This window comes from Comamonas granuli NBRC 101663, from assembly GCF_000739995.1.
Taxonomy (GTDB): Bacteria; Pseudomonadota; Gammaproteobacteria; order Burkholderiales; family Burkholderiaceae_C; genus Simplicispira; species Simplicispira granuli.
The window spans coordinates 38,341-50,031 of sequence record NZ_BBJX01000001.1; the positions used below are offsets into that span (position 1 = coordinate 38,341).

At 69.1% G+C, this 11,691-nt stretch carries 14 protein-coding genes; 2 read left to right on the plus strand and 12 right to left on the minus strand.

Translation table 11 applies throughout. From position 1 onward, the window contains the following. Nucleotides 1-74 precede the first annotated feature (74 nt). Genes CGR01S_RS00225 through CGR01S_RS00260 form a run of 8 tightly spaced genes read right to left on the minus strand, consistent with a single transcriptional unit; the run spans nucleotide 75 to nucleotide 5,595 of the window. A complete protein-coding gene (locus tag CGR01S_RS00225; protein WP_042421151.1) occupies nucleotides 75-830 on the minus strand; it encodes an ABC transporter permease in 756 nt (251 codons plus the stop codon). Next, on the minus strand, nucleotides 827-1,756 hold the full coding sequence (locus tag CGR01S_RS00230) for an ABC transporter ATP-binding protein (RefSeq protein WP_042421154.1): 930 nt from the start codon (nucleotides 1,754-1,756) through the stop codon (nucleotides 827-829). The genes CGR01S_RS00225 and CGR01S_RS00230 overlap by 4 nt, the downstream gene beginning before the upstream one ends. A gap of 51 nt (nucleotides 1,757-1,807) precedes the next feature. Beyond that, nucleotides 1,808-2,080: an STAS domain-containing protein gene (locus CGR01S_RS00235; protein WP_042421159.1), complete on the minus strand. Its 273-nt coding sequence runs from the start codon at nucleotides 2,078-2,080 to the stop codon at nucleotides 1,808-1,810. Between the two features lie 24 nt (nucleotides 2,081-2,104). Beyond that, on the minus strand, nucleotides 2,105-2,752 hold the full coding sequence (locus CGR01S_RS00240; RefSeq protein WP_042421162.1) for an MlaC/ttg2D family ABC transporter substrate-binding protein: 648 nt from the start codon (nucleotides 2,750-2,752) through the stop codon (nucleotides 2,105-2,107). Nucleotides 2,753-2,778: 26 nt separating this feature from the next. Further along, nucleotides 2,779-3,498: an MlaA family lipoprotein gene (locus tag CGR01S_RS00245; RefSeq protein WP_042421165.1), complete on the minus strand. Its 720-nt coding sequence runs from the start codon at nucleotides 3,496-3,498 to the stop codon at nucleotides 2,779-2,781. Further along, complete coding sequence (gene mlaD, locus CGR01S_RS00250; RefSeq protein WP_042421168.1) at nucleotides 3,495-3,968, minus strand: outer membrane lipid asymmetry maintenance protein MlaD; 474 nt, start codon at nucleotides 3,966-3,968, stop codon at nucleotides 3,495-3,497. The genes CGR01S_RS00245 and mlaD overlap by 4 nt, the downstream gene beginning before the upstream one ends. Before the next feature lie 14 nt (nucleotides 3,969-3,982). Beyond that, nucleotides 3,983-4,765, minus strand: coding sequence for a lipid asymmetry maintenance ABC transporter permease subunit MlaE (gene mlaE, locus CGR01S_RS00255; protein ID WP_042421169.1), 783 nt, complete (start codon nucleotides 4,763-4,765; stop codon nucleotides 3,983-3,985). Next, the gene (locus CGR01S_RS00260; RefSeq protein WP_042421171.1) at nucleotides 4,762-5,595 is read right to left on the minus strand and encodes an ABC transporter ATP-binding protein; all 834 of its coding nucleotides are present in this window, start codon (nucleotides 5,593-5,595) and stop codon (nucleotides 4,762-4,764) included. The genes mlaE and CGR01S_RS00260 overlap by 4 nt, the downstream gene beginning before the upstream one ends. Nucleotides 5,596-5,983: 388 nt before the next feature. On the opposite strand from CGR01S_RS00260, the gene speD reads away from it, so the two are divergent. Continuing rightward, complete coding sequence (gene speD / locus CGR01S_RS00265; RefSeq protein WP_042421174.1) at nucleotides 5,984-6,394, plus strand: adenosylmethionine decarboxylase; 411 nt, start codon at nucleotides 5,984-5,986, stop codon at nucleotides 6,392-6,394. Further along, a complete protein-coding gene (gene speE, locus CGR01S_RS00270; protein WP_042421177.1) occupies nucleotides 6,394-7,356 on the plus strand; it encodes a polyamine aminopropyltransferase in 963 nt (320 codons plus the stop codon). Before speD ends, speE begins: the two co-directional genes overlap by 1 nt. 147 nt (nucleotides 7,357-7,503) lie before the next feature. Here the strand turns inward: speE and CGR01S_RS00275 are convergent, their stop codons facing one another. The 4 genes from CGR01S_RS00275 to CGR01S_RS00290 form a co-directional block, all read right to left on the minus strand. After that, entirely contained in the window at nucleotides 7,504-8,286 is a 783-nt protein-coding gene (locus CGR01S_RS00275) for an amino acid ABC transporter ATP-binding protein (RefSeq protein ID WP_042421181.1), read from the minus strand. Beyond that, the gene (locus CGR01S_RS00280) at nucleotides 8,267-8,920 is read right to left on the minus strand and encodes an amino acid ABC transporter permease (RefSeq protein ID WP_042421184.1); all 654 of its coding nucleotides are present in this window, start codon (nucleotides 8,918-8,920) and stop codon (nucleotides 8,267-8,269) included. Before CGR01S_RS00280 ends, CGR01S_RS00275 begins: the two co-directional genes overlap by 20 nt. Nucleotides 8,921-9,092: 172 nt before the next feature. Beyond that, a complete protein-coding gene (locus CGR01S_RS00285; RefSeq protein WP_042421186.1) occupies nucleotides 9,093-9,887 on the minus strand; it encodes an amino acid ABC transporter substrate-binding protein in 795 nt (264 codons plus the stop codon). A gap of 261 nt (nucleotides 9,888-10,148) precedes the next feature. Next, a complete protein-coding gene (locus CGR01S_RS00290; protein ID WP_042421189.1) occupies nucleotides 10,149-11,627 on the minus strand; it encodes a glutamate synthase subunit beta in 1,479 nt (492 codons plus the stop codon). Between the last annotated feature and the right edge of the window lie 64 nt (nucleotides 11,628-11,691).

The following is an 11,691-nucleotide window of genomic DNA, read 5'->3' on the forward strand; positions in this document are numbered from 1 at the left end:
CAAAAACTGGCGCCCCCGGCCCGCGGCGCTGCGAGAGCGGGGACAGGCGCGCAGCAGCTCCAGCGGGATGGTCCTCACCCCCGGATCTTGTAGCCGCTGCGCAGCAGGTGCACCGCCAGCACGCTCACGCCCAGCCAGGCCGTGCCGACGATGGACAGGCTGAGCCAGGGCGAGGCGTCGCTCACGCCGAAGAAGCCGTAGCGGAAGCCGTCGATCATGTAGAAGAACGGGTTGAGGTGGCTCACCCCCTGCCAGAACGGCGGCAGCGAGGCGATGGAATAGAACACGCCCGAGAGGAAGGTCATGGGCACGATGATGAAGTTCTGGAAGGCCGCGAGCTGGTCGAACTTGTCGGCCCACAGCCCGGCAATCACGCCCAGCGTGGCCAGCAGCGCCGCGCCCAGCAGGGCGAACGCGAAAATCCACAGCGGCGCGGCGAACTGCGGCGCGGCAAAGCCCAGCGTGACGACAAACACGCCCAGCCCGACCACCAGGCCGCGCACCATCGACGAGCCCACATACGCCACGAACCAGGCCCAGTGCGACAGCGGCGTGAGCAGTTGGAACACCAGGCTGCCCATGATCTTGCTCTGGATCAGGCTGGACGAGCTGTTGGCGAAGGCGTTCTGCAGCACGCTCATCATCACCAGGCCGGGCACCAGAAAGGCCGTGTAGCCGATGCGGTTGTACACCTTCACATGGTCTTCGAGCACATGGCCGAAGATCAGCAGGTACAGCACGGCGGTAAGCACCGGCGCCGCCACGGTCTGGAAGCTGACCTTCCAGAAGCGCAGCACCTCCTTGTAGAACAGCATCTGCCAGCCGGTCATGCGTGCGCCCCTTCCTGCTGCGTGGCGGCGGTGGACATGACCTGCAGGAACACGTCCTCCAGGTCCGGGCGGCGGATTTCCATGTCCATCACCGGCACCCCGGCCTGGCGCAGCGCGGCCAGGTGGTGCTCGATCTCGCCCGCATCCTGCGCCGGCAGCTGCACGATGCGCCCGGTCACGCGCGCCTGCAGCGCCAGGGCCAGCGGCAGCTCGCTGTCCGTCTTGAACTGCAGCATGCTGCCCGTGGCCGCCTTGAGCAGTTCGCTGGTGCGCTCCAGCGCCACCACGCGGCCGCTCCTGAGCATGGCAATGCGCCCGCACAGGGCCTCAGCCTCTTCCAGGTAATGGGTGGTCAGCAGCACCGTGCGGCCCTCGCGGTTCAAGCGGGCAATGAACTGCCACAGCGTCTGGCGCAACTCCACATCCACCCCGGCCGTGGGCTCGTCGAGCACGATGATGGGCGGCTTGTGCACCAGCGCCTGCGCCACGAGCACGCGGCGCTTCATGCCGCCCGAGAGCTGGCGCATGTTGGCGCCGGCCTTGTCGGCCAGACCCAGGTTGGCGAGCAGCTCGTCGATCCAGTCGTCGCTGGCGCGCACGCCAAAGTAGCCGGCCTGAAAGCGCAGCGCCTCGCGCACATTGAAGAAGGGGTCGAACACCAGTTCCTGCGGCACCACGCCGAGCTGGCGCCGGGCGGCGGCGTAGTCCTGCTGCACGTCGTGGCCCAGCACCGCAACGCTGCCGCTGCTGGCGCGCGTCAGGCCCGCCAGAATGCTGATCAGCGTGGTCTTGCCCGCCCCATTGGGGCCCAGCAGGCCGAAGAACTCGCCCTCCTCGATGTCCAGCGACACCCCGCTGAGTGCGTGAAAGGGCCCTCGGGGGGTGGAATAGGTCTTGGAGACGGACTGGAAGGATACGGCGGGCATGGGAACCGGCGATTTTACGTCCTGGGCCCGCTCCGGGCCGGCGCCGGCATTTCAATCCTGGGGATGCAGCAGGTCTTGCACCCCATACAGCCCCGCCATGCCCGCCAGCGCCTCGGGCAGGCCCTGCACCGCAAAGCCGCGGCCCGCGGCCAGGGCCGCACGGCGGCATTCGAGCAGCACGGCCAGCGCCGAGGAGTCGAACACGCGCAGCGCGCGCGCATCCACCTGCACTGCGCCGTCGGGGGCCGCGGGCAAGGCCTGCAGCAGTTGCTCCAGGGTGGCGCGCGCCTGGCGGTGGGTGAGCTCGGGGGGCAGCACCAGCATGGGCAGTCCGTCTGCGCGCACCGCTCAGCCGCGGGCGGCGTTGCCCTTGTTGCGCGCGCTCAGGGTCTGGATCAGGCCGTCGATACCCTTGGCGTTGATCTCCTGCGCGAACTGGCTGCGGTAGGTCTCGACCAGCCAGGCGCCCAGCACGTTGAGGTTGTAGATCTTCCAGCCCGCGCCCTGGCCGGGCGTCTTCTCCAGGCGGTAGTCGAGCTGCACCGGGTCGCCGCGGCCGCGCACCTCGGTGCGCACGAGCACGTCCTTGTCCTCGGGGCCCGCGCGCAGGGGCTTGACGCTCACGGTCTGGTCGCTCACCTGCGCCAGCGCGCCCGCGTAGGTGCGCACCAGCAATTGCTTGAACTCCTCCTGCAGGCGCTGCTGCTGCTCGGCGCTGGCCTGGCGCCAGCCGGGGCCGACGGCGGCCGCCGTCATGCGGCGGAAGTTGACATTGGGCATGATGACCCGGTCGACCAGCACCATGATCTTGTCCACATCGCCGGCCTTGATGGACTTGTCGCTGCGCAGCGCGTCCAGCACCTCGCTGGAGAGGCGCTGCACCAGGGCATCGGGGGCCTCGTCGGCGGCCTGCGCGGGCAGTGCGCCGCCCAGGGCCAGGGTGGCGGCGGCGGCCAGGGCGGCAGCGGCACGGGCGAGAAACCAGCGTTTCGTCATCGTCGTATCTCCGGAAGGGGCGCCCATCACTGTTCGGGCTCGGGCGGCAGGGTGCCGTCGCCCTGCGCAGCCGGGGCACGGCGCAATTGCAGGTAGACGTCGCGCGTGAAGCTGTATTTGTCCAGCGCGGCCTCGTCGAGCACGCTTTCCGCACGCAGCAGGTTGGCGCGCGTGTCCACGGCGCGCAGCACGTACAGGCCATTGCGCGTCGCAGTGGGCGAGACCTGCTGCAGCGGGTAGCCGCGCCAGTCCAGCGGCAGCGCCAGCGTGTCGCGCACCGTCGAAGGCCCGAGGATGGGCAGCACGAAGTATGGCCCCGTGGGCACGCCCCAGCGCCCCAGCGTCAGGCCGAAGTCCTGCTTGTGGCGCTCGATGCCCAGGTCGCTCGCCACGTCAAGCACGCCGCCAAACCCCAGCAGGGTGTTGAAGCTGACGCGGAAAAAGCTGGCCATGGCCGCCTCGCCGCGCAGTTGCAGGCTGTTGTTGACGAAAGACCAGGCATCGCCGAGGTTGCCGAAGAAGTTGCTCACCCCGGTGCGCACCGGCGCGGGCAGGGCCTGCTGGTAGGCCGTGGCCACGGGTTTGAGCACGGCCTCGTCCACCGCGTCGTTGAAGCGCGTCATGCTGCGGTTGTAGGCCTCCAGCGGGTCGTCGGCCTGCGCCGCACCGGCATGGGCGGCGCCAGTCAGGGCCAGCGCCAGGAGGGCCCGGGCCGCGCGGCCCCGGGGAGAGGTGGTGGTGTTCATTTCTTGCTGTCCGCGCCTTCGGCGGCCTTGCTGAAGAGGAACTGGCTGATGAGATTCTCCAGCACCAGGGCCGACTGGGTGGAGGCCACCGCGTCGCCCGGCGCGAGGGTGGCTTCGTCCGCGCCGGCCTCGATGCCGATGTACTGCTCGCCCAGCAGGCCGCTGGTCAGAATCTTGAGCGAACTGTCCTTGGGGAAAGCATAGCGTTTGTCCAGAGCGAGCGTGACCTGGGCCTGGTAAGTTTTGTCATCGAATGTGATGGACTCCACGCGCCCCACCACCACGCCCGCGCTGCGCACCGCGGCCTGCGGCTTGAGCCCGCCGATGTTGTCAAAGCGCGCCGTGACGCGGTAGCCGCGGTCGAAATTCAGGCTCAGGAGGTTGGCCGACTGCAGCGCCAGGAACACCAGCGCCGCGGCGCCCAGCATCACGAACAGGCCCACCCAGACATCGTTCTTGTGCGGTTGCATCGCATTTTTCCTTGTCAAACGCTGAACATCAGTGCCGTGAGCACGAAATCCAGCCCCAGCACGGCCAGCGAGGCCATCACCACGGTGCGCGTGGTCGCGTGCGCCACACCCTCGGGCGTGGGCCGGGCCGTGTAGCCCTGCAGCAGCGCCACGAAGGTGACGGTGAAGCCGAACACCACGCTCTTGGCCACGCCGTTGCCCACGTCGCTGAACACGTCCACGCCGCCCTGCATCTGGCTCCAGAAGGAGCCGCTGTCCAGCCCGATCATGGGCACGGCCACCACCCAGCCGCCGGCCACGCCCACGGCATTGAACACCGCGCACAGCACCGGCATGGCGACGACGCCCGCCCAGAAGCGCGGCACGAGGATGCGGCGCACCGGGTCCACGGCCATCATCTCCATGGCGCTGAGCTGCTCGCCCGCGCGCATGAGGCCGATCTCGGCCGTGAGCGAGGTGCCCGCCCGCCCAGCGAACAGCAGCGCGGTGATGACGGGCCCGAGCTCGCGCAGTAGGCTCAGGGCGACGAGCTGGCCCAGCGCCTCGGTCGAGCCGAAGTCCTGCAGCGTGTAGTAGCCCTGCAGCGCCAGCACGAAGCCGACGAACAGCCCCGAGACGGCGATGATGGCCAGCGAGTAGTTGCCCAGGAAGTGCACCTGGTCGCGCACCAGGCGCGGGCGGCGCAGCGCCTCGGGCGCCAGCCCCAGCAGGCGCAGGAACAGGCGCGCGCCCAGGCCGACGCCGGCCAGCCTGCGCCGCACGGCAAAGCCCAGGCTCGCGGGGTGGTACCACTTCATGGCCGCCCCCCGCTGCCCGGGCCGAAGTCCTGAGCCACCTCCGGCCCCGGGTAATGGAAGGGCACGGGCCCCACCGGCAGGGCATGGACGAACTGGTGCACCAGCGGGTCCGCGCTGGCCAGCACCTGCGCCGGCGTGCCCTGGGCCGCCACGCAGCCCGGCCCCAGGATGACGACATGGTCCGCGAGGCGGAAGGTCTCCTCCAGGTCGTGCGACACCACGATGGTCGTCAGCCCCATGGCGTCGTTGAGCTGGCGGATGAGCTGGGCCGCCGTGCCCAGGGAAATCGGGTCCAGCCCGGCAAAGGGCTCGTCGTACATGATGAGCTCGGGGTCCAGCGCAATGGCGCGCGCCAGCGCCACGCGCCGCGCCATGCCGCCCGAGATCTGGCTGGGCATGAGGTCGCGTGCGCCGCGCAGGCCCACGGCGTGCAGCTTCATGAGCACGATGTCGCGCACCAGCGCCTCGGGCAGATCCGTGTGCTCGCGCAGCGGGAAGGCGACGTTGTCGAGCACGCTCATGTCGGTGAACAGCGCGCCGAACTGGAACAGCATGCCCATGCGCCGGCGCGCCGCGTAGAGCTGCGCCGGGTCCATGCGGCCCACGTCCTGGCCGTCGAACAGCACCTGCCCGGCCTGCGCGCGCTGCTGCCCGCCGATCAGGCGCAGCACCGTGGTCTTGCCGCCGCCCGACGCCCCCATGATGGCCGTGACCTTGCCGCGCGGCACCGCGAGCGACAAGTCGCGCAGCACCACGCGCTCGCCGTACCCGAAGGTGACGTTGCGCAGTTCCACGAGAGCGGCAGAAGGCGGCGGGACGCTGGATGGCATGAGCAAGAAAGAGGCCTGCGCGGCGCACCCGGGCAAGCTATGGGGCCGCCAAGGCGCGAACCGGCAAACCGTACATCATAGGGGTAAACCCCCTTGTCCCTACGGCGGCACCTGCAATTCCGGCGTTTGCATATTGCCATTGGCTATAATCGTGGGTTCGAGAAATGTCACGCTCGCCTGGCCGAGCGGATTGCTGTCAGCGTTGCATGTGCGCTTGGGTGTGCGCAGCGGAACGAAGGCGCGGCAAGGGCCTCCCGGCCTGCGGCATTCCCCCTTCTTCCACGCAGTACCCCCACGCGGCAGCGCACCGGGCGGCGCCTGCAGGTGCTCGTGCACTTGCCGGGTTTGCCGTTATGTCACAACCCCGCGAAGAAAGGTCCTGCGCGCAATGAAGAATCTCCAGTCCGTCGTCCCCATCCCGGCACCCGTCCCCCCCCGCCATGCCACCGGCCTGCACCTGATCGGCGACCTCTACGGCTGCCTGTGCGACAGCCGCCTGATGCTCGACGCCGCCCACCTGGAGAGCTTTTGCAAGGACCGCGTGGCGGCCGCCGGCCTGACCACCGTGGGCAGCCTGTTCCACAGCTTTGGCGAGGGCGGCGGCGTCACCGGCGTGGTGGTGCTGGCCGAGTCGCACCTGTCCATCCACACCTGGCCCGAGGCGGGCTACGTCACGCTGGACGTGTACGTGTGCAACTACACCGAGAACAACCGCCCCAAGGCGCAGAAACTCTTCGACGACCTGCAGGCCGCTTTCAACCCGGCCGACCCGCACCTGCACCGCGTCGACCGCGCCTGATGAGCGGCGAGCCCACCGTGCAGGCCACACGTTACCTGGCCGAGCGCCTGAACGCCGATTTCGGCTTCTACCTGAGCGAGCGCCGCCTGCTGGACCAGCGCCAGTCGGCCTGGCAGCACATCGAGGTCTTCGAGAACCCGCAGTTCGGGCGCGTGATGCGCATCGACGGCTGCTTCATGACCAGCGAGCGCGACGAGTTTTTCTACCACGAGCCCATGGTGCACCTGCCGGCCATCGGCCACGCGGGCGTGCGCCGCGCGCTGGTGGTGGGCGGGGGCGACGGCGGTGCGGCCGAGGAGCTGCTCAAGCTGCCCGGCATGGAGCGCGTGGTGCTGGCCGAACTCGACGCCGAGGTGGTCGCCATGGCGCGCGCGTGGCTGCCCAGCATCCACCGCGGCGCCTTCGACGACCCGCGCCTGGAGCTGCGCCTGGGCGATGCGCGCGCCTTCATCGGCCAGACCGAGGAGCGCTTCGACCAGATCATCCTGGACCTGACCGACCCCTTCGGCCCGGCCGTGGAGCTCTACACCGTGGAGTTCTACGCCGCCTGCCGCCGCGCGCTCAACCCTGGCGGCGTGCTCTCGCTGCACCTGGGCTCGCCCGTGCACCTGCCCGAGAGCCTGGGGCGCATCGCCGCCTCGGTGCGCGCGGTGTTCCCCATCTTCCGCCCCTACCTGCAGTACGTGCCGCTGTACGGCACGCTGTGGTGCATGGGCATGGCATCGGACAGCACGGACCCTGCCCGGCTCAGCGCCGACGAGGTGGACGCGCGCATTGCCGCGCGCGGCCTGCGCGACCTGCAGCTCTACAACGGCGCCATGCACCAGGCGCTGCTGGCGCAGCCGAACTTCGTGCACGCGCTGCTGGATGCGCCAGCGCGGCCGCTGCACAGCGGCGATGCGCTGGACGAGGTGCGCGACCCCGCGGAGTTGCCGGAAGTGGTGGTGTCTGCCGTTGGGTGATTTTTAGTCCAATCACCCTCTAGCGCTGATGGATCAAGCGCTGGCAGCTATTCTTTTTGATGCTATGGGCCGGGATGTGCGCCCCTTCGCTGCACGCCCCCCCAGGGGCGCAGGCGCAGCGCGCCGCGCAAGTTCGGCCCTCAAACCTCACAGCATGTGCTGCAAGAACGCCCGCGCCCGCTCGTGCCCCGGGTCGGCAAAGAAATCGGCCGCCGCCCGCGCCGCGATCAGCTCGCCCTGGTCCATGAAGGCCACGCGGTGCGCCACCTCGCGCGCAAAGCCCATCTCGTGCGTGACCACCAGCATGGTCATGCGCTCCTCGGCGAGCTCGCGCATGGTGCGCAGCACCTCGCCGGTGAGCTCGGGGTCCAGCGCCGAGGTGGGCTCGTCGAACAGCATGATGTCCGGCTGCATGCACAGCGCGCGCGCGATGGCCACGCGCTGCTTCTGCCCGCCCGACAGGCGCGCGGGGTAGTTGTCACGCTTCTGGGACAGGCCCACCTTGGCCAGCAGCGTCTCGGCGCGGGCGATGGCGGCCTCGCGCGCCAGGCCCTGCACCACCATGGGGGCCTCGATGAGATTCTCAAGCACGGTGAGGTGCGGGAACAGGTTGAAATGCTGGAACACCATGCCGGTCTTGGCGCAGATGCGACGCAGCGCCGCGTCGGGGGCGTAGCTGCAGCGGCCCTGGGCATCGGTGGTGGCGAGCACCTCGCCCTCGATGGCGATGTGCCCGCTGTCGATGGTCTCCAGGTGGTTGAGGCAGCGCAAAAAGGTGCTCTTGCCCGAGCCCGAGGGCCCGATCACGGCCACCACCTCGCCGGGGGCGACCGCGAGCGACACGCCGCGCAGCACCTCGTTGTGGCCGAAGCGCTTGCGCACGTCGCGCGCCTCGATCATGGGCGCGGCCTCACTGGTCCAACTTGGCATAGCGTTTCTCCAGGCGCTGGAAGCCCCAGGTGAGCACCAGGGTCATGAGCAGATAGAAGGCCGCGGCGACGATGAAGGGCGTGGTGGTGAAGTCGCGCTGCACGATGCCGCGCGCGGCGCGCAGCAGGTCGTTGAGCGCCAGCACGTAGATCAGCGAGGTGTCCTTGACCAGGGTGATGGTCTCGTTGCTCATGGGCGGCAGGATGGAGCGCACCATCTGCGGCAGCACGATGCGGCGCATGGTCTGGCCGTAGCCCATGCCCAGCACCTTGGCGGCCTCGTACTGGCCGCGGTCCACCGACTGGATGCCGGCGCGGAAGATCTCGGCAAAGTAGGCCGCGTAGTTCAGCGCGAACGCCGCCACGGCGGCCGGGAAGTCCGGCAGGCGCACGCCCACCACGGGCACGAAGGGCAGCGCGAAGTAGATGAACAGCATCTGCAGCATGAGCGGCGTGCCGCGCATGAGCCAGATGTAGCCGTTGACGGCCGCCGACAGCGCCTTCCAGTGCGACACCCGCGCCAGCGCCAGCACCAGCCCCAGCGGCACCGCCAGCACCAGCGTGATGACGAACAGCTTGAGGGTCACGGCGGCGCCCTGCGCCAGCGGCCCCAGGAGGGAAAGAACGTAGTCCATAGCGGCAACGGTTCAGAGTGTTTGACGGCCCACTGCCGTCACAACCGGCGCGGCCCAGACCAGCGACCGCCGCGCAAGGGCCGCCCCGCCGCGCTGGCGGTGTCCCCCTGCCCGCAGCGCGCAGCGCTGCGAGAGCGGGGGGAAGGCGCGCAGCGCCACAGGGGGGTGTGCCTTATTTGATGATGTTCTTGCCGAACCACTGCTCGGCAATCTTCGCGGCGCTGCCGTCCTGCTTCATGTCGGCCAGGGCCTTTTCCAGCTTGCCGTGCAGCTCGGTGTCGTCCTTGCGCAGGCCCACGCCGTATTCCTCGGTGCCGAAGTTGTCGTCGAGCACGGCATACTGGTCGGGCTTCTTGGCCACATAGTAGCGGCCCACCACCTCGTCCACCACCACGGCTTCCAGGCGGCCGGCGGAGAGGTCCATCAGCGCGGTCACGTTGTCGCCGAAGGTCTTGAATTCCTTGAAGGACTGGAAGACGGCCGCTTCCTTCTTGATGGCGTCCACGGCGCTGGAGCCGTCCTGCGCGCCCACGACCTTGCCGGCCAGGTCGGCCTTGGTCTTGATGGCGGAGCCGGCGGGCACCACGATGATCTGGTGGTTCTCCATGTAGGGCGCGGAGAACAGGATGTTCTGCTTGCGCTCTTCGGTGATGGTCAGGCCGTTCCACAGCGCGTCCACGCGCTTGCCCGAGAGCTCGGCCTCCTTGGCGCTCCAGTCGATGGGCTTGAACTCCACCTCCACGCCCAGGCGCTTGGCGGCTTCCTTGGCCATGTCGATGTCAAAGCCCACGAGCTCGTTCTTTTCGTCGCGGAAACCCATGGGCGGGAAGTTGTCGTCCAGGCCGACGACGATCTTGGTGACGGCGGCCGGTGCGGGCGCGGCCGCAGGGGCTGCGGCCTCTTGTTTGGAACAAGCCGCCAGCAGGGCGCCCACGGCAACCAGCGCAATTGCAGCAAACTTTTTCATGGTGCAAGAATCCTTGGGGAAATGACACGGACGGCCGGAAAGCACTGCAGGCGCCACGCCTGGCAGAAGCCTCCGGTCTAGGGAAAACCCGCAATTGTCCCATCAATGGCGCACGCGCGCGCCCCATGCCCCCGCAGGCCGCGACGCATCAGCATGAAAAACGGCTGCAGCGCTTGTCCAGCAAGCGCAAGCAGCTATACAAAAAATAGCAACCGATTCTCCCTGCGCGCGGTGCGCCAGGAGAACCGACGGGCACGCCGGTCAGCGTGGCAGGTCGGACTGCCCCATCAGGAACTCATCCACCGCGCGCGCGGCCTGGCGGCCTTCACGGATGGCCCAGACCACCAGCGACTGGCCGCGGCGCATGTCGCCGGCGGCAAACACCTTCGGAACACTCGTGGCGTAGCCGCCGCTGAAGTCGGTGCTGGCGCGGGCGTTGCCGCGGGCGTCCTTGTCCACGCCGAAGGCATCGAGCACGGCGGCCACGGGGCTCACGAAGCCCATGGCCAGCAGCACCAGGTCGGCCGGGTAGGTCTTCTCGGTGCCGGCGATCTCGTGGAACTTGCCGTCTTTGAACTCCACGTGCACGGTCTTGAGGCCGGTGACCTTGCCGTTCTTGCCGGTGAACTCCTTGGTGGCGATGGCGAACTCGCGCGCGCAGCCCTCCTCGTGGCTGGAGCTGGTGCGCAGCTTGGTCGGCCAGTAGGGCCAGACCAGCGGCTTGTTCTCCTGCTCGGGCGGCATGGGCATGAGCTCGAACTGCGTGACGCTGGCCGCGCCGTGGCGGTTGCTGGTGCCCACACAGTCGCTGCCGGTGTCGCCGCCGCCGATGACGATGACATGCTTGCCGTCGGCCCGGATCTGGCCCTTGAGCTTGTCGCCCGCGTTGACCTTGTTCTGCTGCGGCAGGAACTCCATGGCGAAGTGGATGCCGCCCAGCTCGCGGCCCGGCACGGGCAGGTCGCGCGAGGCTTCGGCGCCGCCGGCGAGCAGCACGGCGTCGAAGTCCTGCGCCAGCTGCGCGGGCGTGACGGTCTCCTTGGCCCAGTTGGTCACCTTGCTGCCCGGGCCCAGGCCCTGCTCGGCGCTGCCCACGAACACGCCGGTGCGGATGGTGACGCCCTCGGCCACGAGCTGCGCGACGCGGCGGTCGATGTGCGCCTTGTCGAGCTTGAAGTCGGGAATGCCGTAGCGCAGCAGGCCGCCCACGCGGTCGTTCTTCTCGAACAACGTCACCGCGTGGCCCGCACGCGCCAGTTGCTGCGCGGCCGCCAGGCCCGCCGGGCCGGAGCCGACCACGGCCACCTTCTTGCCGGTCTGGCGCGCGGCCGGCTGCGGCAGCACCCAGCCGTGCTCCCAGGCGCGGTCGATGATGGCGTGCTCGATGCTCTTGATGCCCACGGGGTCGTTGTTGATGTTGAGCGTGCACGCGGCCTCGCACGGCGCGGGGCAGATGCGGCCGGTGAACTCGGGGAAGTTGTTGGTGCTGTGCAGCACGGCGCTGGCGCTCTTCCAGTCCTGGTGGTACACGAGGTCGTTGAAGTCCGGGATGATGTTGTTCACCGGACAGCCGTTGTTGCAGAACGGCGTGCCGCAGTCCATGCAGCGCGCGGCCTGGGTCTTGGCCTGCGCGTCATCGAGGCCGATGACGAATTCCTTGTAGTGCCTGACGCGCTCGGCGGGCGGTGCGTAGCCCTCTTCGATGCGCCCGTATTCCATGAAACCGGTGGTCTTGCCCATGATCGTGGTGTCCTGTGCTTGTGCATGCGGTGCCGCGGCGGCCGGGCCCGGGGCCCGGCGCGCG

Coding starts and splice junctions, on each gene's coding strand:
- CGR01S_RS00225 (WP_042421151.1), bottom strand. CDS start 830: ATGACCGGCTGGCAGATGCTGTTCTACAAGGAGGTGCTGCGCTTCTGG.
- CGR01S_RS00230 (WP_042421154.1), bottom strand. CDS start 1,756: ATGCCCGCCGTATCCTTCCAGTCCGTCTCCAAGACCTATTCCACCCCC.
- CGR01S_RS00235 (WP_042421159.1), bottom strand. CDS start 2,080: ATGCTGGTGCTGCCCCCCGAGCTCACCCACCGCCAGGCGCGCGCCACC.
- CGR01S_RS00240 (WP_042421162.1), bottom strand. CDS start 2,752: ATGACGAAACGCTGGTTTCTCGCCCGTGCCGCTGCCGCCCTGGCCGCC.
- CGR01S_RS00245 (WP_042421165.1), bottom strand. CDS start 3,498: ATGAACACCACCACCTCTCCCCGGGGCCGCGCGGCCCGGGCCCTCCTG.
- mlaD (WP_042421168.1), bottom strand. CDS start 3,968: ATGCAACCGCACAAGAACGATGTCTGGGTGGGCCTGTTCGTGATGCTG.
- mlaE (WP_042421169.1), bottom strand. CDS start 4,765: ATGAAGTGGTACCACCCCGCGAGCCTGGGCTTTGCCGTGCGGCGCAGG.
- CGR01S_RS00260 (WP_042421171.1), bottom strand. CDS start 5,595: ATGCCATCCAGCGTCCCGCCGCCTTCTGCCGCTCTCGTGGAACTGCGC.
- speD (WP_042421174.1), top strand. CDS start 5,984: ATGAAGAATCTCCAGTCCGTCGTCCCCATCCCGGCACCCGTCCCCCCC.
- speE (WP_042421177.1), top strand. CDS start 6,394: ATGAGCGGCGAGCCCACCGTGCAGGCCACACGTTACCTGGCCGAGCGC.
- CGR01S_RS00275 (WP_042421181.1), bottom strand. CDS start 8,286: ATGCCAAGTTGGACCAGTGAGGCCGCGCCCATGATCGAGGCGCGCGAC.
- CGR01S_RS00280 (WP_042421184.1), bottom strand. CDS start 8,920: ATGGACTACGTTCTTTCCCTCCTGGGGCCGCTGGCGCAGGGCGCCGCC.
- CGR01S_RS00285 (WP_042421186.1), bottom strand. CDS start 9,887: ATGAAAAAGTTTGCTGCAATTGCGCTGGTTGCCGTGGGCGCCCTGCTG.
- CGR01S_RS00290 (WP_042421189.1), bottom strand. CDS start 11,627: ATGGGCAAGACCACCGGTTTCATGGAATACGGGCGCATCGAAGAGGGC.